We start from the raw sequence: 18,364 nt of genomic DNA on the forward strand, positions 1-18,364 counted from the left end.
GAGTCTAGCGGTCGTGGACGAAGGTGACGCGCCCCGCCGCGACGTCGGCCGCCTCGAGCCGCACCGGCACGGTCGACCCGAGGGCGGCGCGGTCACCGGTGACCTTCGCGAGGACGGGAAGGTCGACGAGCTGCACCTCCATCCCCTTCTCGAGGTGGTCGACGACGACGGCGTCGAACCGCTCGCCGACCCGGCCGGCGAGCACGGCGGCCTCGGTGGCGTCGGCGCAGGCGCGCTCGGCCGCCCGCGCGGTGCGGTCGGAGGCGGTCATCAGGCCCGGGACCTCCGGCAGGGCCGCCCGGATCTCCGCCGGCACCTCGGCGCCGCGGCAGAGGGCCTCGCACACGACGAGCCCGAAGCGGTCGACGAGCCGGCGCAGCGGCGCCGTGACGTGCGCGTACGGCGCGGCGACGGCGGCGTGCTCGCGCTCGGCCGGGGGCTCGCCGTCGAAGGCGGTGTACGACGCCCCGCGGAAGAGCGAGGTCGCCTCGTGGATGAGCGCGAGGTGGTGCGGGTCGGTGCGGTCCAGACCGCGCACGAGGTCGCCGTAGGGCATCCCCTCCGGCCACTCGACCCGCAGCGCGCGGGCGGCGCGGCGGAAGCGGGCCACCGCGTCCTCGGTCGGCGCCGGCATGGTCCGCAGGACGCCCACGCCACCCTCGAGCATCATCGAGGCGGCGGCCATGCCGGTCAGGAGGCTCAGCTGGGCGTTCCACTCCTCGGAGGCGACCGGCGGCCGGAACTCGAGCGTGAAGCCGCCGTCGGGTCGCTCGCTCACCTGCTGCTCGGGCATCGGGAGGCTGGCGCCCCCGCGCGCCTGCTCCTGGGCGATGCGCCGCTCCCCCACCTCCCGCAGGAGGACGAGCACCTCGTCGGCGGTGCCGGCGTCGACGTCGGCCTGCACGCCGGCGTAGTCGAGGCGGGCGCGGCTGCGGACCGTCGCCCGGTGCACCTCGGCGTCCGTCAGCACGCCCTCGCCGTCGAGGCGCAGGTCCCAGACGAAGGCCGGGCGGGTCTCGCCGGGCAGCAGGCTGGCGGCCGCCTCGGACAGCACCGGCGGGTGCAGTGGCACGCGCTCGTCGGGGCAGTAGACGGTCTGGCCCCGCTCGCGCGTCACCCGGTCCAGGGCGCCGCCCGGGCGGACGAAGAGCGGGACGTCGGCGATGGCGTAGCGCACCCGGTGCCCCGCGCCGTCGCGCTCGATGTGCAGCGCCTGGTCGAGGTCCATCGACCCGGGCGGGTCGAGCGTCACGTAGGGCACGTCGGTCTCGTCGGGGTGCCCGTCGCGGGGCTGCTCGGCGGCCACGCGCTCGGCCTCCGCGAGGGCGTCGGGGGGGTAGGGCGCGTCGAGGCCGAGCTCGGCGCGGACGGCGGCGAACCGGTCCCGGAGGGCCTGCTCGACGGTGCGCGGGGTGTCGGCGTCGGTCGGCCGCAGCGCGACCCTGGGATGCGGCATGGCAGCCAACCTAACCTCCGTAGGCTGTGCCGGTGCTCATCCTGCTCCCGCCGTCGGAGTCGAAGTGGAACCGTCCCCGCGGTGGCCCGGCCGACCCCGGCACCTGGTCCTTCCCCGACCTCGCCCCGGCCCGCGCCGCCGTCGCCCGCGACCTCGCCGCGGTGAGCGCCTCGCCCGACGCGGCGGCGGCGCTCGGCGTCTCGGAGGGCCTGCTCGACGAGGTCGCCCGCAACCTCGCGCTCGACCGGCTGCCCGCGACCCCGGCCGCACAGGTCTACACGGGCGTGCTCTACGACGCCCTCGACCTCGCCTCGCTCGACACCGCGGCGCGCCGGCGGGCCAACCGCTGGCTCGTCGTCGTCTCGGCGCTGCACGGAGCCGTCCGCCCGACCGACCGGATCACCGCCTACCGCCTCTCGATGGGCGTGACGCTGCCCGAGGTCGGTGCGCTGGCGTCGCACTGGCGGCCGGCGCTCGACGGGCCGCTGACCGAGGCCGCCGGACGCGGCGCGGTCGTCGACTGCCGCTCGGCCGCGTACGCCGCCGCGTGGCGTCCCGGCCCCGGGGTCGCCGAGCGCTGGGTGCAGGTGCGCGTCCCGGGGGCCAGCCACATGGCCAAGCACACCCGAGGGCTCGTCGCACGCCACCTGTGCGTCGAGGGCGTCGCGGCCCGCTCCGTGCCGGCGGTCGCCGAGGTCGTGGCGCGGGCCTTCGACACCCAGCTGCACGAGCCGGCCCGGCGCGGTGCGCCCTGGGTGCTCGACGTCGTCGCCCCGTGACCGGCGCAGAGGCGCTCGACCTCGCCGGCCGCCTCGGCCCGGTCGTCGTCTTCCTCCTCGCGATCACCGTCACCGCCGAGCTCGCCGAGCGGGCCGGCGTCTTCGACGTCGCCGGCCACGCCGTGGCGCGGATGGGCGGGGGCCGACGCTGGGTGCTCTGGGTCCTCTTCTCGGTCTTCGCCGTCGGCGCGACGATCGTCCTCTCGCTCGACACGACGGCCGTCCTGCTGACCCCGGTCGGGCTCGCCATCGCCGCACAGGTCGGCCTCGACCCGCGGCTGCTCGCCGTGACGACCCTCTGGATCGCCAACACCGGGTCGCTCCTCCTGCCCGTCTCGAACCTCACCAACCTTCTGGCGCTGCACACCCTCGGCCGGGCCGGGCTGGGGCACACCGACTTCGTCAAGGCGTCGTGGGCACCGGCGATCGTCGCCGTGGTCGTGACGCTCCTCCTCATCGCGCTGCTGCACCGGCGCAGCCTGCGCGGCTCCTACGACGTCGCTCCCCCGGCGGAGCCGCACGACGTCGTGCTCCTGCGCGTCGCCGCGGTCGTCTGCGTCGTCCTCGGGCCGCTGTTCGCCCTCGGGGCCCCGCCGTGGCTCGTGTCGCTCGTCGCCGCCGCGGTGCTGCTCGCCACGACCTGGTGGCGCGGACGGTCCCTCCTGCGGGGCCTGCCGGTGCCGTGGCTGATGGCCGCCGGCTTCGTCGCCATCTCGGTCGTCGTCGAGATCCTCCAGCAGCGGGGCCTCTCCGACCTCGTGACGGGGGCGCTCCCGGCGGGGACCGGGGCCGGGGCGCTGCTCGCCCTCGCCGGCGCCGGGGCCGGGCTGTCGAACGTCGTCAACAACCTGCCGGCCTACCTCGCGCTGGAGCCGGCCGCGGCCGGGTCGGTCGAGCGGCTCGTCGCCCTGCTCGTCGGGACGAACGCCGGCCCGCTCGTCACGCCGTGGGCCTCGCTCGCCACCCTGCTGTGGATCCAGCGCTGCCGGGCGCGCGACGTGGTCATCCCGTGGCGGTGGCTCGTGCCCGCCGGGCTGGCCTGCGCGCTGCTCGTCGTCGTCAGCGCGACCCTGTCGCTCACCCTCGTCTGAGCCGACCGCCCACCGGTCCGACCTTCGACAGCCGGAAGCCGGAGGGTGCCGTCGCCCGTTGGGTGGGTAGGAAGGAAGCCCCGGGCGACGTGTCGCCCCTGACGGACGGAGGACGATGAGCGTCGTCGACGACATCGGCAGGCAGGCGCAGCGCCGCCTCGGCAACGCCCTGCGGGCCCGCGTGGCCGGTGACGACGCGTCGGAGCGCGCGGCCGTCATCTGGGGGCGTGTCGGAGAGCGCCGCTTCACCCCGGACGACCCGGTGTGGCGTGTTCACGCGGACGCCGCGATGTTCCCCGGCGGCGTGGGGGCCCTGCTCCTGCAGTCCCTGCACCCGTCGGCGATGGCCGGCGTCGCGGGGCACAGCGGCTACCGCAGCGACCCGTGGGGGCGCCTGCAGCGCACCTCCCACTTCCTCGCGACGACGACGTTCGGGACGGTCGAGGACGCCGACGAGGCGATCGCCCGCGTCCGGTCCATCCACGAGCGCGTGCGCGGCAAGGACGAGGACGGCGTGCCCTACCGTGCCTCCGACCCGGACCTGCTGTCGTGGGTGCACGTCGCCGAGGCGTGGAGCTTCCTGACGGCCTACCAGCGGTACGCGTCGACGCCGCTCGACCCCGACGAGGCCGACGCCTACGTCGAGCAGTCGGCCGTCGTCGCACGCCTGCTGGGCGCCGACGCCGTGCCGACCGACGTCGCGGCGCTGCACGCCGCGCTCGAGGCGTACCGGCCGGTCCTGCGCGCCACGGACGCCGCGCGCGACGCCGCCCGGTTCCTGCTCCTCGACCCCCCGCTGCCCTGGACGCAGCGCGCCGGTTACGGGCTGCTGGCCTCGGGCGGGGTCGCCATCCTGCCGGACTGGGCGCGGCGCGAGCTGCGGCTGCCGGTGCACGGGCCGGTGCGCGGGGCCGCCGGCGTGCTCGGCCTCGTCGGCACCAAGGCGGTGCGGTGGGCGATGGCCGGCGTCGCCGAGGAGCGACAGGTGGAGGGGCTCAGCCCGTCGTCGTGACGAGCGCCTCGATGCGCTCGAGGGTGGCCGCCATGTTCTTGCGGGTCATCCCCTCCATCCGGCGGACGAACGGCTTGCTCACCGCCGCCTCCTCGGAGATGTCCCAGGACTCGGTGACGAGGGTGCCGCCCTCGACCGGCTCGAGGTCGTAGCGCCAGATGCGGCCGCCGACGACCTTGCCGACGGGACCGGAGGCGGTCGTCTGCCACGCGATGCGCCGGTTCTCCTCGAGCTCGATGATGGTGTTGAGGGTCGAGTACGCGAGCCCGATCTTCATGTCCATCCCGAAGCGGTCGCCGAGGGCGAGCCGCCGGCCGCCGCTGCGGGCACCCTGCACGGAGCCGCCGCCGTCGATGCGCGCGTGGCCGGCCGGGTCGTCGAGCAGCGCGAAGATCGGCTCGGGGTCGGACGGGATGAGTCGCTGCACGGAGACGACGTCGCGGGAGGTCATGCGCGCGACGCTAACAGCCTGTGGGTCACCGGCGGTGGGTCGCCTCCGCGGCGGCCAGGGCCCGGTCGAGGTCCTCGACGAGGTCGTCCGGGTCCTCCAGCCCGAGGGAGACGCGGACGGTGCCGTCGGTGATCCCGACGGCCGCACGGTCCTCGGGCGAGAGGCGGCGGTGGGTCGTCGTGGCGGGGTGCGTCGTCAGGGACTTGGCGTCGCCGAGGTTGTTGCTGATGTCGACCAGCCGCAGCGCGTCGAGCAGCGCGAACGCCGCGTCCTTGCCCCCCTCGACCTCGAAGGTCACGACGGTGCCGGCGCCGCCCTCGAGCTGGCGCAGGGCGAGCTCGTGCTGGGGGTGGCTCGGCAGGTGCGGGTAGACGACCCGGACGAGGCCGCGCCCCTCCTCCCGCCACTGCTCGAGGGTCTCGGCGACGCGCAGCGCCGTGGCCGCCATCGCGCGGACCCGCAGGTCGAGGGTCTCGAGGCCCTTGGTCATCACCCAGGCGTTGAACGGCGACAGCGACGGGCCGGTGTGCCGCATGAGGTTCTTGACCGGGCCCTCGATGAACTCCCTCGGCCCGAGGATCGCCCCGCCGAGCGCGCGGCCCTGGCCGTCGATGTGCTTGGTGGCCGAGTACACGACGACGTCGGCGCCATGGGCCAGCGGGTGGCTGAACACCGGTGTGCCGAAGACGTTGTCGACGACGACGGTGGCCCCGGCGGCGTGGGCCAGCTCGGAGACGGCGGCGACGTCGACGAGCTCCTGCATGGGGTTGCTGGGGGTCTCGAAGAAGACGGCGGTGGTGGGGACGGCGAGCGCCTCGCGCCACTGGTCGAGGTCGGTGCCGTCGACGAAGACGGTCTCGACCCCCCAGCGCGGGAGGATCTCGTCGACGATGACGAAGCAGGACCCGAAGAGCGCGCGCGAGGCGACGACGCGGTCACCGGCCCCGCAGAGGGCGGCCATCGCCGTGAAGACGGCCGACATCCCCGAGGCGGTGGCGAAGCAGGCCTCGGCGCCCTCGAGGAGGCGCATCCGCTCCTCGAAGGTCGAGACGGTGGGGTTGCCGTACCGGCTGTAGACGTAGTGCTCGACCTCGTCCTTGAAGGCCGCCTCGGCCTGCGCCGCGGACTCGTAGACGAAGCCGGAGGTGAGGTACAGCGCCTCCGCGGTCTCGTCGAAACCGCTGCGCTGCAGACCGCCCCGGACCGCCAGGGTCCGCGGGCGCAGCGTCGGCTCGGGGTGGGGGTCGGTCTGCGGGTCGGGAGCCGTCACTGCTGGCTCCACGGCAGTCCGTCGACCTTCCAGCCCGAGACGTGGCGGTGGCCGGCGTGGTCGACCGGGCCCTCGAAGCCCTCCAGGACGTTGTAGGCGGGGCCGAGGCCGGCGGCGGTGGCGGCGTTCGCCGCGGCGACCGAGCGGACGCCCGAGCGGCAGAGGAAGTAGACGGGGCGACCGGGCGTGACGCCGGCGGCGCGCAGGTCGTCCACGAAGGAGTCGTTGACGGCGCCGCCGGGGAAGCGGCTCCACTCGACGAAGACGACGTCCTTGCCGGCGCCGGCGAGATCCGGGACACCGACGAAGGACCACTCGGCGCTCGTGCGGACGTCGACGAGCACGGCGTCGTCGGGGCCCGTCACGGCGGCGTAGGCCTCGGGCGGGGTCACGTCTCCTGCGTACGTCATGCCCACGAGGGTAGGACGGTCGCTGCCGGGCCCGCACGACGTCTCAGCCCCGCCGGGTCGAGGTGAAACCCGACCACCCCAGGGGGTCGAACATCACCTCGACCCGCCGACTCCCCCGGCAGCACGGGGGTCCTGCGGCCGCTGCCGGTTGCTCCACCCCTCGAAGCAACCGGGACGAGCGGTCCGACCGCTCATCATGACTGCGTCAGGGGGTGACGCGAACAACAGCGGGTCGCGCTCCTCTGCGTCCTCGGGCCGGCGCGGCAGGGACCCGGGCGTCGCACGGCGCCGAGAACCCGCTTGATCGCCCGACCGTCCGGCGGGGAGGCTGACGGGCATGGCCCCTGCGACGCCGTTCAGCGAGAAGCCCACCCTCCGCGGCGAGCTCGTGACGCTCCGGCCGGTCACGGGGGATGACGCCGCTCTCCTCGACGCCGTCGTCCGCGACGACCCGGAGGTCGCCGAGCTCACCGGCTCCGTCCACCGCACGGGCGACTCGCCGCCGCCGATCGACCCCGCCCGGCTCCGCGCGATCTACGAGTCCTGGGCCGTCGCCGACGACCGGCTCGTCCTCGCCGTCGTCGACAACACCACGGCCGCCGTCGTCGGCGAGGTCGTCCTCAACGACTGGGACCCCGCCAACCGCTCGTGCGGCTTCCGGACCTTCGTCGGTCGCGCCGGACGCGGGCGTGGCCTCGGCACCGAGGCCACGCGGCTCGTCGTCGAGCACGGCCTGCGCACGATGGGCCTGCACCGCATCACGCTCGAGGTGTACGCCTTCAACCCGCGCGCCCGCCACGTCTACGAGAAGGTCGGCTTCGTCCACGAGGGGACCGGCCGCGACGCCCTGCGCTTCGACGACGGGTGGGTCGACGTGCACCTCATGGCGATCCTCGGCGGCTGAGGCGCCGTCCGCCCGGGCGGGGGCTCACCGCAGCGGCAGCTCGAAACGCCGCAGGACGGGGTGCGGCGGGAAGAGCGACCACGACACCTCGTCGGTCGCCACCCATCCCCGCCGCTCGTAGAACCGGATGGCGCGCCGGTTCTCCTCGAACACCCGCAGCCACGCCACCGCGTGCCCGTCGCGGGCGATCGCCGCGACGACCTCGTCATGCAGCCGGGCCGCGAGCCCGCTCCCCCACGTCGGGCGCGCCGTCCCGAGGTGGAACAGCTCCGCCCCGCGCACCGCCGCGAACCCGACGAGCTCGCCGTCCTCGACCGCCGCGAAGGACCGGATGCCCGGGTCCGCCAGCTCGTGCACCCAGCGCGAGCGCACCTCGGCCGCCGGGAAGGGGTGGGTCTCCTGCGGGAAGATGTGACCGAGCGCGGCGACCGCCCCCGCCTCCTGGAGCGGCAGCAGGGCGTCGAGGTCGTCCGGGGTCAGCGGTCGGGTCAGCGGCATCGGCGCGACCGTACCCGCCCGCACCGGCCCGGCCGGTGCGAGGGTGGTCGGGTGCCCCCGCTGACCGTCGACCACGCCGAAGGTCTCGCCGCGTTCCGTGCGTCCGTCGCCGCCGTCGCCGACGCCGTCCGCGACCTCCCGGAGCCCGCGCTCTTCGAGCCCTCGCGCTGCGCGGGATGGACCCGGTTCGACGTCGTGGCCCACGTGCTCGCCGGATGGGAGGAGCTGCTCGGCGGTCTCGCCCGGCGGACGGCGGGCCCCGCCACCGTCGATGCCGCGAGCTACTGGGCGGCCTACGCCGAGGCCGGCTCGGGCGACGACCCCGTGCTCGTGCTCATGGACCAGCGGCGGTGGACCGACGCCCACCGCCGGCCCGCGGCAGCCGTCGCCCGGCTCCTCGACGTCGCCGACCGCGTGCTCGCCGCGTCGGGCGCCCTGCCCGACGGGCACCACGGCTTCCAGGGCCACGTGCTGACCAGCGGCGACCTGCTCGCGTCCTGGGCCGTCGAGGACGTCGTCCACCTCGTCGACCTCGACCTCGACGCCACCCCACCGCCGGCCGCCCTCGACCTGGCCCGCCGCACGGCCGAGGCGCTCCCACGCGACGCCGTGCCCTGGGACCCCGACGCGCTGGGCTGAGGCCCCACCCCGCACGTCATCGACCGCACCGGCCGGCGACTCCTCAGGTGCGGTTGGTGAAGGCCACCGAGACGTCGCCGTCGGTCCAGACCTCGACCCCGGTGAGCGACCCCGGCGCCGCCGCGAGCCGGTCGTGGCGCTCGGCCGGCATCCCGAGGACGTGCCCCAGGGCCGCCTGCACGACGGCGGCCGGGCAGACGACGACCGTCGTGCCGCCACGGGAGACGACCCGCTCCCAGGCCGTCGGAGCAGCGGCGGCCGAGGCCCAGGCCGCGTCGACGACCGCGTCGACGCCGAGCGCGTCACCGACCTCGGCGGCCGTCTCGGTCGAGGCCTCGGTGCCCGCCTCGAGCAGGCACCGGGGCGCGCCGCCCAGCAGGCGCTCGACGGACCGCGCGGCCTGCTGCGCCGCGCTCCCCTCCGCCTCGGTCACGAGCACGACCCGCACCGGCGTGCCGTCGCGACGCGGGACCGGCGCGCACGCCGCGCCGCCCGACGCCTCGTCGTCACCACCGGCAGCGTCGGCCTCACCCGACGACGCCCCACCCCCGTGGTCGCGATGGACGGTGAGGCCGTCCATGCCGTCGTTCGAGAGGGCGTCGGCGTCCTTGTTCTCGGCGCGTGGGATCCACTCGTAGCGCACCGCCCCGCCCGCGGCCCTGATGGCCTCGACGACGTCGCGGGCCTCGAGCGCCAGCCGGCGCATGTCCTCGTGCTTGATCTTCCAGCGCCCGGCCATCTGCTCGACGACGAGCTTGGAGTCCATCCGGACGAGCACGACCGCCCCGGGGTCGATCGCGTGCGCCGCGGTGAGCCCCGCGATGAGGCCGCGGTACTCGGCGACGTTGTTCGACGCCTTGCCCAGCGGCTCCGCACGCTCGGCGAGCAGCGCGCCGGTCTCGGTGTCGCGCACCAGCGCCCCGTACCCGGCGACGCCCGGGTTGCCGCGCGACCCGCCGTCGGCCTCGACGGTGAGCCGGCGGCTCACAGCCCGGACTCGGGCGTGCGCACGAGGATCCGGTTGCACTCCTCGCAGCGCAGCACCTCGTCCTCGTCGGCCGAGCGCAGGCGCTGGATCTCGACGGGGTTGAGCTCGAGCCGGCAGCCGCCGCAACGGCGCTGGTGCAGCGCTGCCGCGCCGGTCCCGCCGGAGCTCTTGCGGATCTTCTCGTAGAGCGCGACGAGGTCCTCCCCGACCTCGGCGGCGACGGTGTCGCGCGGGGCGGCCACGTGGCCGGCCTCGTCGTCGAGGCGCGCGGTCTCACGGTCGCGGGCGGTCTCGAGCGCGGTGATGCGGGCGGTCAGCTCGCCCATCCCGCGCTCGAGCTCGGCGACGTCGTGCTCGGCGGCCTCGGCGCGCTCCATCACCTCGAGCTCGACCTCCTCGAGCTCGCCCTGGCGACGCGCGAGCGAGACGATCTCGTGCTGCAGCGCCTGGAGGTCCTTGGCCGTGCCGGTGCCCGAGTCGAGCCGGGCCTGGTCGCGCGCCGCGCGGTCGCGGACCAGCTGGACGTCGGCCTCGGCCTTGGCGACCTCGCGCTGGACGTCGCCGAGCTCGGTGCGCGAGCGGACGAGCTGGTCCTCGAGGAGGCGTGCCTTGCCGGCGAGGTCCTCGAGCTCCGCGAGCTGCGGCAGGGTCCGGCGGGCGTGCGCCAGCTGGTCCAGCCGCGTGTCGATGGCCTGGAGGTCGAGCAGCCGCTGCTGACGGGACGAGTCGGCTCTCACGGGGTACCTCCAAGGTCGGCACCGACGAGGAAGGTCCACGGGTCGGTGCGCACTGTGCTGATGTGGGTCTCCACCCTAGTCACGTCGTCGCCGAGGGCCGCACCCAGCGCCTGCTGCGCACGGGCCAGCCACAGCCACTCGCTCGCCCAGTGCCCGGCGTCGACGAGGTACGGGGTGCCGCCGCGCGCCTCCTCGCGGGCCTCGAGCGCCGGGTGGTGGCGCAGGTCGGCCGTCACGTACACGTCGGCGCCGCTGGCCCGGACCTCGTCGAACAGGTCGTCCCCCGCCCCGCCGAGCAGCGCCACGCGGCGCACCGGGGCGTCCGGCGGACCGGAGACCCGGACCCCGCCGGCGGTCGGCGGCAGGTGCCGCGCCAGCCCCTCGACGAACGCGCGCAGCGGCAGCGCCGACGGCAGGTCGCCGACGCGGCCGAGCGCCTGGCCCTCGACGACGGCCAGCGGCTCGGTCGCGGCCAGCCCGCACGCGTCGGCGAGCGCCTCGCAGACGCCCTCGTCGGCGACGTCGGCGTTCGTGTGGGCGACGTACAGCGCGACGTCCCCGACGACGAGGCCGGTCACCGTCGCGCCCTTGGCCGAGGTCGTGGCCACGGAGTGGACGCCGCGCAGCAGCAGCGGGTGGTGGGTGAGCAGCAGGTCGGCCCCGAGCGAGCGGGCCTCCTCGACGACCTCGAGCGTCGGGTCGACCGCGAGGAGGACGCGGCGAACGGGCTGGTCGGGGTCGCCGGTCACAAGACCGACCCGGTCCCACGACTGCGCGGTGGCCGGCGGGTAGAGGCGCTCGAGCACCTCGAGCACCTCGCGGAGGGTCAGGGCGTCGTCGCTCATGTGGGCCCGGCCGGGATCGAACCGACGACCGACGCGGTGTAAACGCGGCGCTCTACCAGCTGAGCTACAGGCCCCGGGCGGTGGCCCGCCGTGCGCGGCGCCACCGACCGCCGACATCATGGCAGGTCCGGGTGCGGACCGGTCGGTCCACCCGGGCTCAGACCGCCAGCGCGGCGACGGCCGAGGGGATGGCCGAGAAGTCGCGCGGCTCCCCCGGGCCGTTGACGAGCGTCCACGCGACCCGGCCGTCGCGGCCGACGAGGAAGGTGCCCCGCAGCGAGGCCCCGTTGGCCTCGTTGAGCACGCCGTAGGCGCGGGCGACCTCGCCGTGCGGCCAGGCGTCCGACAGCAGCGGGAAGAAGTAGCCCTGGATGTCGGCCCACGCGCGGTTGCTGAACACGGCGTCGCACGAGACGCAGAGCACCTGGAGGTCGTCGGTGACGTACCGCTCGAGGTGGTCGCGGATCTCGTCGAGCTCCCCGGTGCAGATGCCCGAGAACGCCCACGGGTAGAAGACGACCACCACGTTCTTCTCGGCCGTCAGCTCCGAGAGGGTCACGTCGGCGCCGTTCTGGTCGCGCAGCGTGAAGTCCGGGGCGACGTCGCCGACGGCGAGGGGGCTCGGAGCGGGGGTCATGCGTCCATCCTGCCAGTTGGGGAGTGGTCGCGGCCGACCGGTGACGAGTACCCCCCACGGTGTGCAACCCCGGTCAGCGGCGGCCGTTGCCCTTCGGGGCCACGAGCTTGTGCGCCCGCCACTCCCCCGACGCGTTGTACGTCCCCGCGAGGTGCAGGCCGGCGGTCACCGCAGCCTCGTCGATCTCGGTCGGGTCGACCTCGCCCCCCTCGCGCGGCGTGAGGAGCACGACGAACCCGCCCTCCTCGAGGACGCCGACCATGTCGACGAGCGCGTCGCCGAGGTCACCGTCCTCCTCGCGGAACCACAGGAGCACGGCGTCGGCGGCGCCGGTGTACTCGTCGTCCTCGAGCTCACCGCCACAGGCCTCCTCGACGGCGACGCGCAGCGCCTCGTCGACGTCGGCGTCCCAGCCGAACTCCTGGACGACCTGCTCGGGGGCGAAGCCGAGTCGCTCGACGGCTCCGGGGGCGCTGGACCCGGGGTCGACCGGGGGCGGCGTCGGGGTGTTCACGGTGTCAACCTCTCACGTTCGGGGATCGTTCTGGGGAAAGTCCACCAACGGCGCGTGGCCGGGTGCAAGGGGGTGGCCGGCGAGTCGCCGCGCCTCGCGGGCGCGGCGACCGACGAGCTCGAGCAGCTCCTCGGCGTCCGCCTGCGCGAGGTGCGGGACGTCCGGGCCGACCGGGCCGGGCGTGGAGACGAGGCGGGCGCTGGCGAGGCCGAGTCGCTGCTGGAGCGGACCCTGGGCCAGGCCGAGGGACTGGATGCGCGCGTGCGGCACGACGACGGTGCGCCGGGTGAACCGCCCGGTGCGCAGGTAGACGGCGTGCTCTGCGAGGGCGTAGCCGGTCCGCCGCCAGCTCCACGGGTCGAGCCAGCGCGCGACGCGCGGAGGTCCGACCCATCCGTGCTCCCCGCCGGCGCCGTGCAGGGCCTCGAGCAGGACAGGGTCCTCGGGGTGGGCGCCGAGCGCGGCGAGGACGGTGAGCGCCTCGTCGGCGGTGCCGACGGGCAGCATCACGGTCTCGTCGTCGTCGTTGTCGCCGCCGTGGACGCCGGCGACGTTGACGCGCACGCGCCACCATCCCCACGGCCGCCACCAGAGGGGCTGGAGCACCTCGACCGCCTGGACGCGGTGCACCGGCACGGTCGAGACGCGCAGGTCCGTCAGGCCGTGGCGGACGCGCAGGGCCGTGCCGGTGCGGGCGATGGAGAAGTTGCCGTGGACGAGGAGCTCCTTGACCCGGCTGACGCCGAGGCCGAAGACGACGGGCAGCAGGGCCGGCGCCCCGGCCAGGACGGCGAGGCCGGCCTCGGCGACCCCCACCGTGACGGCGGCGCCGAGCAGGATGACCCCGAGGACGATCGTCGAACCGTGGAGGATCGTCGCGACGAACAGGCGCCCGTTGGGCACGACGACGAGCGGGGGCGGCTCGACCGCCGGGGCCCGGGGCGTGGCACCGACCGGGACCCCGGGGTCGTGCTCGGCGGCAGGAGGCATCCCCGGCCGGGCGGCCTCGTCGGAGCGGCCGGCCAGCTCGAGCAGGTGCGCGCGCACCTCCTCCGCGCGGTCGGCGCCGAGGAAGGCGAGGGTCAGGTGCGAGTCGGAGCCGCCGGCGGACTGGACGACGACCTGGCTCAGCCCGACGAGGCGCGCGAGCAGCGGGCGCGTCGTCTCCACGGCCTGGACCCGCTCGAGCCGCACCTGTCGGTGCTGGCGGAAGAGGACACCGGTGCGCAGCTCGACCTGCCCCGCGGCCACGCGGAAGCGCGAGAACCGCCAGCTGACCCAGCCGACGGCCGCGACGGCGGCGATGACGACGACGAGCGCGCCGAGGGCGAGGAGCGGGTGGCTCGTCCACGCGAGCTCGTAGTCGGCGCCGGTGTCGGGTTCGGCGGTGGGGTCGAGCGAGGAGAGCACGGAGTCGACGAGGCGGCTGACGGCGTAGCCGAGCACCGCGATGAGCACGACGCCGCCGCGCAGCAGCGGCGAGAGCGGGTGCAGCCGCTGCCAGCCGTCCACGTCCTCGGAGTCCTGCACGGTCCCGATCCCGTCGGGCGCTCCCCCCGGTGTGGTCACAGACCCGCCCGCTGGGTCTCGCCGCGGGCCGCGAGCCGCGCCCGCAGGGCCTCGGCCTCCTCGGTGGGCAGCCCCGGCAGCGAGCCGCCGCTCTCGGGGGAGGCGGTGTGGATCTCGCACGAGGCGATGCCGAACGCCCGGGCCAGCGGCCCGGACTGGATGTCGACGTACTGCAGCCGCCCGTAGGGGACGCTGACGAGGCTGCGGAAGAGGCGTCCCTTGCGGATGACGAGCTCCTCGTCGAGCTCGACCCACGAGATGGCGCTCACCTGGCGCGAGATCAGCCAGGCCCCCCAGGCGCCGAGCAGGACGAGCCCGAGGGTGCCGAGCCACACCCACGGCGTGACGAGCAGCGCGACGACGACGGTCGCGAGCAGCGGCACCGCGAGGACGACCGCGAGGGTGATGAGCCGCACCGTCGCGAGCTGCGGGGCGACCGTGCGCCAGGGCAGGTCGCCGCCGCGCAGGGTGACGGGCCCGGAGGGCGCACCGGGGTCGGCGGTCACGGCGGGAGGCGGGGTCTCGGGCACGCGCCCAGTCTGCCCCAGCGCCCCGACGGCGGTGGGGTGCCCGGGCCGTCAGGGCGCGGAGAGGAAGCCGGTGACCGCCCGGTGGTCGTTGGTGCCGATGCCGTCGACGTCGACCCGCAGGCCGACCTCCGGCGGGGTCGTGGTCTCCGTCGCGCTCACCCGCTCGACGCGAGGACGCGGCCGGCCGGTCGGCACCCGCCGTTCCGCTCCGCGCAACACCGGCGGCCCGGTGTGCTCGAATGGGGCCGTGGGACGGGTGACGACACGGGTGCCGCGGACGCGGATGGACCTCGGCCGCGCGGTCGTCGACCGGCGCCCCGACACCGTGGCCGTCGAGGAGCCCCTCGAGGTCCGGGTCGACGGCAGCTCCGTGACGACGACGATGCGCACCCCCGGCGACGACTTCGACCTCGCCCTCGGTCACCTGCTCACCGAGGGGATGGTCGCCTCGGCCCACGACGTCGCGACGATGATGCACTGCACCGACGTCGGGCCCGACGGTTCGCCGACCTTCAACGTCGTCGAGGCGGCCCTCTCCCCCGGCGTCTCCCTCCTGCGCCCGGCCCGCGAGCGCACGGAGTCGATGACGAGCGCCTGCGGCGTGTGCGGCTCGGCGTCCCTCGACGCCGTGCGCACCGCGAGCCGCTTCGACGTCGCCGCCGACGCGGTGCGGGTCGAGGCCTCCGTCCTCGCCGGCCTGCCCGACGCGCTGCGCACCCACCAGGCGACCTTCGAGCGCACCGGCGGCGTGCACGCGGCGGGCGTCGCCGACGCCGACGGCACGCTGCTCGCCGTCCGCGAGGACGTCGGCCGGCACAACGCCGTCGACAAGGTGATCGGCGGGCTGGCCCGCGAGCGCGAGCTGCCGCTGTCCGGCACCGTCCTCGTCGTCAGCGCCCGGGCGAGCTTCGAGATCGTCCAGAAGGCGGCGGTCGCGGGCATCCCCGTCGTCGTCGCGGTGGGCGCGGCCACCTCGCTGGCCGTCGAGCTCGCGGCCGACGCGGGCATCACGCTCGCCGCCTTCGTCCGCGAGGGGCGCATCTCGCTGTACTCCCGCCCGGACCGGGTGCCCGACCCCCCGGCGTGACCTGCGGCTCGACGTACCGTCCAGTAGCACGGACCCGGATTGTGACGCGGGCCGCGCGAGGGTGAAGGATGGGTGGTCCGGCCCCCGACCGGGGCACGGACCGCGACCGCTGAAAGGACGTGCGCGTGGCCCTCCACGAAGACGTCGGCCCCATCCTCAACGGCATCCCGACGCACCTGCCGGACATCGACCCGAGCGAAACCGACGAGTGGCTCGCCAGCCTCGACGCCGTCATCGACGGCCCGGGACGGATGCGCGCCCGCTACCTCATGCTCCGCCTGCTCGAGCGGGCCCGGTCGATGCAGGTCGGCGTCCCGTCACTGACGACGACCGACTACGTCAACACGATCGGCCCGGAGCAGGAGCCGTGGTTCCCCGGCGACGAGGACACCGAGCGCCGCTTCCGCGCCCTCCTGCGCTGGAACGCCGCGATGGTCGTGCACCGCGCCCAGAAGCCGGGCATCGGCGTCGGCGGCCACATCTCGACGTACGCGTCGGCCGCGACGCTCTACGAGGTGGGCATGAACCACTTCTTCCGCGGCAAGGACCACCCGGGCGGCGGCGACCACGTCTTCTTCCAGGGCCACGCCTCCCCCGGCATGTACGCCCGCGCCTTCCTCGAGGGCCGGATCAGCGCCGACCGCCTCGACGGGTTCCGCCAGGAGCACAGCCACGTCGTCGACGGCTCGCCGCTCGCGCTGCCCAGCTACCCGCACCCGCGCCTGATGTCGGACTTCTGGGAGTTCCCGACGGTGTCGATGGGCCTGGGCCCGATGAACGCCATCTACCAGGCGCAGTTCGACAAGTACCTGCACAACCGCGGCATCAAGGACACGAGCCAGCAGCACACGTGGGCCTTCCTCGGCGACGGCGAGATGGACGAGCCCGAGTCGCGGGGCGCCCTGCAGATCGCGGCGCAGGAGGAGCTCGACAACCTCACCTTCGTCGTCAACTGCAACCTCCAGCGGCTCGACGGCCCGGTGCGCGGCAACGGCAAGATCGTCCAGGAGCTCGAGGCGTTCTTCCGCGGCGCCGGCTGGAACGTCATCAAGGTCGTGTGGGGCCGCGGCTGGGACCCGCTGCTCGCCGCCGACGGCGACGGCGCCCTCGTCCACCTCATGAACTCGACGTCGGACGGTGACTACCAGACCTTCCGCGCCAACGACGGCAAGTACGTCCGCGACCACTTCTTCGCGCGCGACCCGCGCACTCGCAAGATGGTCGCCGACTGGTCCGACGAGGACATCTGGTGGAAGCTCAAGCGCGGCGGCCACGACTACCGCAAGGTGTACGCCGCCTACAAGGCCGCGGTCGAGCACACCGGCCAGCCGACAGTCATCCTCGCGAAGACGATCAAGGGCTACGGCCTCGGCACCTCGTTCGCCGGCCGCAACGCGACGCACCAGATGAAGAAGTTCACGCTCGACGACCTCAAGAACCTGCGTGACTCGCTGAACATCCCGGTCAGCGACGAGCAGCTCGAGAAGGACCCGTACAACGCGCCGTACTTCCACCCGGGCGCCGACGACGAGGTCATCCAGTACGCGATGGAGCGCCGCGCCAAGCTCGGTGGCGGTGTGCCGGAGCGTCGTTCGACGCACGTCCCGATCCACCTGCCCGACGACTCGGCCTACGGCCAGGTCAAGAAGGGCTCCGGCAAGCAGCAGGTCGCGACGACGATGGCCTTCGTCCGGTTGCTCAAGGACCTCATGCGCGACAAGGAGTTCGGCAAGCGGATCGTGCCGATCATCCCCGACGAGGCGCGCACCTTCGGGATGGACAGCTTCTTCTCGACGATCAAGATCTACAACCCGCACGGCCAGCGCTACACGCCGGTCGACGCGGAGCTGATGCTCGCCTACCGCGAGGCCAAGAACGGCCAGATCCTCCACCTCGGCATCAACGAGGGTGGCTCGATGGCGGCGTTCACGGCCTCCGGCACGTCGTACGCGACGCACGGCGAGCCGATGATCCCGATCTACGTCTTCTACTCGATGTTCGGCTTCCAGCGCACCGGTGACTCGGTGTGGGCCGCGGCCGACCAGATGACGCGCGGCTTCCTCATCGGGGCCACCGCCGGCCGCACGACGCTGACCGGCGAGGGCCTCCAGCACGCCGACGGCCACAGCCCGCTGCTCGCGGCGACGAACCCCGCCGTCGTGCACTACGACCCGGCGTTCGCGTACGAGATCGCGCACATCGTCCAGGACGGTCTGCACCGGATGTACGGCACGGACGAGTCGCTGACCGACGACCAGCGCAACGTCATCTACTACCTGACGGTCTACAACGAGCCGATGGCGCAGCCGGCCGAGCCCGAGAACCTCGACCGCGAGGGCCTGCTCAAGGGCATGTACCTCTACGCCGAGGGCTCGACCGAGGGCATCGGCGACGACGCCCCGCGCGTGCAGCTGCTCGCGTCGGGTGTCGGGATGCCGTGGGCGCTCGAGGCCCAGGAGCTGCTCCGCAACGACTGGCACGTCGCCGCCGACGTCTGGTCGGTGACGTCGTGGAACGAGCTGCGTCGTGACGGGCTCCGGTGCGACGAGGCGAAGTTCCTGCACCCGGAGCAGGAGGCGCCCACCCCGTGGGTGACCTCGCAGCTGTCCGGTCGCCAGGGCCCGGTCCTCGCGGTGTCCGACTACATGCGGGCCGTCCAGGACCAGATCGCGCAGTGGGTGCCCGGTGACTTCTCGTCGCTCGGCGCCGACGGCTTCGGCTTCTCCGACACCCGCCCCGCGGCGCGTCGCTACTTCCACATCGACGGCCCGTCGATGGCGGTGCGCGCCCTGCAGGTGCTCGCCGAGCGCGGCGAGGTCGAGGCGTCGGTGCCGGCCGAGGCGGCCAAGCGCTACCGGCTGCACGACGTGACCGCCGGCGCGTCCGGCAACGAGGGCGGCGACAGCTGACCGCCCACCCCGTCGAGTGAACAGGACACGCCGCCCGC

19 protein-coding genes and 1 tRNA gene are annotated in these 18,364 nt (G+C 74.8%); 7 read left to right on the forward strand and 13 right to left on the reverse strand.

The window, feature by feature from the left end:
• Positions 1–4: 4 nt before the first annotated feature.
• Positions 5–1,456: an RNB domain-containing ribonuclease gene (locus IG69_RS0117205; protein WP_030529407.1), complete on the reverse strand. Its 1,452-nt coding sequence runs from the start codon at positions 1,454–1,456 to the stop codon at positions 5–7.
• Between the two features lie 32 nt (positions 1,457–1,488).
• On the opposite strand from IG69_RS0117205, the gene IG69_RS0117210 reads away from it, so the two are divergent.
• The 3 genes from IG69_RS0117210 to IG69_RS0117220 all read left to right on the forward strand — a co-directional run bounded on the left by IG69_RS0117210 (position 1,489) and on the right by IG69_RS0117220 (position 4,338).
• Positions 1,489–2,235, forward strand: coding sequence for a YaaA family protein (locus IG69_RS0117210; protein WP_030529408.1), 747 nt, complete (start codon positions 1,489–1,491; stop codon positions 2,233–2,235).
• A complete protein-coding gene (locus IG69_RS0117215) occupies positions 2,232–3,326 on the forward strand; it encodes an ArsB/NhaD family transporter (protein WP_030529409.1) in 1,095 nt (364 codons plus the stop codon). Before IG69_RS0117210 ends, IG69_RS0117215 begins: the two co-directional genes overlap by 4 nt.
• Positions 3,327–3,441: 115 nt before the next feature.
• On the forward strand, positions 3,442–4,338 hold the full coding sequence (locus tag IG69_RS0117220; RefSeq protein ID WP_030529410.1) for an oxygenase MpaB family protein: 897 nt from the start codon (positions 3,442–3,444) through the stop codon (positions 4,336–4,338).
• On the opposite strand, the gene IG69_RS0117225 is transcribed toward IG69_RS0117220, so the two are convergent.
• Genes IG69_RS0117225 through IG69_RS0117235 form a run of 3 tightly spaced genes read right to left on the reverse strand, consistent with a single transcriptional unit; the run spans position 4,322 to position 6,469 of the window.
• Positions 4,322–4,789: an SRPBCC family protein gene (locus IG69_RS0117225; RefSeq protein WP_030529411.1), complete on the reverse strand. Its 468-nt coding sequence runs from the start codon at positions 4,787–4,789 to the stop codon at positions 4,322–4,324. The two genes, IG69_RS0117220 and IG69_RS0117225, sit on opposite strands and share 17 nt — an antisense overlap.
• Before the next feature lie 25 nt (positions 4,790–4,814).
• A complete protein-coding gene (locus IG69_RS0117230) occupies positions 4,815–6,059 on the reverse strand; it encodes an O-succinylhomoserine sulfhydrylase (RefSeq protein ID WP_245616187.1) in 1,245 nt (414 codons plus the stop codon).
• Entirely contained in the window at positions 6,056–6,469 is a 414-nt protein-coding gene (locus tag IG69_RS0117235; RefSeq protein WP_030529413.1) for a rhodanese-like domain-containing protein, read from the reverse strand. The genes IG69_RS0117230 and IG69_RS0117235 overlap by 4 nt, the downstream gene beginning before the upstream one ends.
• A 337-nt stretch (positions 6,470–6,806) precedes the next feature.
• Between IG69_RS0117235 and IG69_RS0117240 the strand changes: the two genes are divergently transcribed.
• Entirely contained in the window at positions 6,807–7,373 is a 567-nt protein-coding gene (locus tag IG69_RS0117240; protein WP_030529414.1) for a GNAT family N-acetyltransferase, read from the forward strand.
• Positions 7,374–7,397: 24 nt separating this feature from the next.
• On the opposite strand, the gene IG69_RS0117245 is transcribed toward IG69_RS0117240, so the two are convergent.
• A complete protein-coding gene (locus IG69_RS0117245) occupies positions 7,398–7,871 on the reverse strand; it encodes a GNAT family N-acetyltransferase (RefSeq protein WP_030529415.1) in 474 nt (157 codons plus the stop codon).
• Positions 7,872–7,922: 51 nt separating this feature from the next.
• On the opposite strand from IG69_RS0117245, the gene IG69_RS0117250 reads away from it, so the two are divergent.
• Positions 7,923–8,510 (forward strand): maleylpyruvate isomerase N-terminal domain-containing protein, encoded by a 588-nt coding sequence (locus IG69_RS0117250; protein WP_051750701.1) that lies wholly within the window; start codon positions 7,923–7,925, stop codon positions 8,508–8,510.
• A 43-nt stretch (positions 8,511–8,553) separates the two neighbouring features.
• Here the strand turns inward: IG69_RS0117250 and IG69_RS0117255 are convergent, their stop codons facing one another.
• The 8 genes from IG69_RS0117255 to IG69_RS0117290 form a co-directional block, all read right to left on the reverse strand.
• Positions 8,554–9,498 (reverse strand): reverse transcriptase-like protein, encoded by a 945-nt coding sequence (locus tag IG69_RS0117255; RefSeq protein ID WP_030529417.1) that lies wholly within the window; start codon positions 9,496–9,498, stop codon positions 8,554–8,556.
• Complete coding sequence (locus IG69_RS0117260) at positions 9,495–10,235, reverse strand: zinc ribbon domain-containing protein (protein ID WP_030529418.1); 741 nt, start codon at positions 10,233–10,235, stop codon at positions 9,495–9,497. Before IG69_RS0117260 ends, IG69_RS0117255 begins: the two co-directional genes overlap by 4 nt.
• The gene (locus tag IG69_RS0117265; protein WP_030529419.1) at positions 10,232–11,080 is read right to left on the reverse strand and encodes a Nif3-like dinuclear metal center hexameric protein; all 849 of its coding nucleotides are present in this window, start codon (positions 11,078–11,080) and stop codon (positions 10,232–10,234) included. The genes IG69_RS0117260 and IG69_RS0117265 overlap by 4 nt, the downstream gene beginning before the upstream one ends.
• Position 11,081: 1 nt before the next feature.
• A tRNA-Val gene (locus tag IG69_RS0117270) sits at positions 11,082–11,154 on the reverse strand.
• Positions 11,155–11,237: 83 nt separating this feature from the next.
• Positions 11,238–11,717 carry a peroxiredoxin gene (locus IG69_RS0117275; protein WP_030529420.1) on the reverse strand — a complete coding sequence of 160 codons (480 nt, stop codon included), beginning with the start codon at positions 11,715–11,717 and terminating at the stop codon, positions 11,238–11,240.
• 73 nt (positions 11,718–11,790) lie between these two features.
• A complete protein-coding gene (locus IG69_RS0117280) occupies positions 11,791–12,231 on the reverse strand; it encodes a DUF3052 domain-containing protein (protein WP_030529421.1) in 441 nt (146 codons plus the stop codon).
• A 12-nt stretch (positions 12,232–12,243) separates the two neighbouring features.
• A complete protein-coding gene (locus IG69_RS0117285; protein WP_051750702.1) occupies positions 12,244–13,761 on the reverse strand; it encodes a PH domain-containing protein in 1,518 nt (505 codons plus the stop codon).
• Positions 13,762–13,796: 35 nt separating this feature from the next.
• Positions 13,797–14,330, reverse strand: a complete 534-nt coding sequence (locus IG69_RS0117290) for a PH domain-containing protein (RefSeq protein ID WP_245616188.1) — start codon at positions 14,328–14,330, stop codon at positions 13,797–13,799.
• 247 nt (positions 14,331–14,577) lie between these two features.
• Between IG69_RS0117290 and fdhD the strand changes: the two genes are divergently transcribed.
• A complete protein-coding gene (gene fdhD, locus IG69_RS0117300; protein WP_036830541.1) occupies positions 14,578–15,417 on the forward strand; it encodes a formate dehydrogenase accessory sulfurtransferase FdhD in 840 nt (279 codons plus the stop codon).
• Between the two features lie 125 nt (positions 15,418–15,542).
• The gene (aceE, locus tag IG69_RS0117305) at positions 15,543–18,326 is read left to right on the forward strand and encodes a pyruvate dehydrogenase (acetyl-transferring), homodimeric type (protein WP_030529425.1); all 2,784 of its coding nucleotides are present in this window, start codon (positions 15,543–15,545) and stop codon (positions 18,324–18,326) included.
• Positions 18,327–18,364: the final 38 nt, after the last annotated feature.

This window comes from Phycicoccus jejuensis (genome assembly GCF_000720925.1).
Taxonomy (GTDB): domain Bacteria; phylum Actinomycetota; class Actinomycetes; order Actinomycetales; family Dermatophilaceae; genus Phycicoccus; species Phycicoccus jejuensis.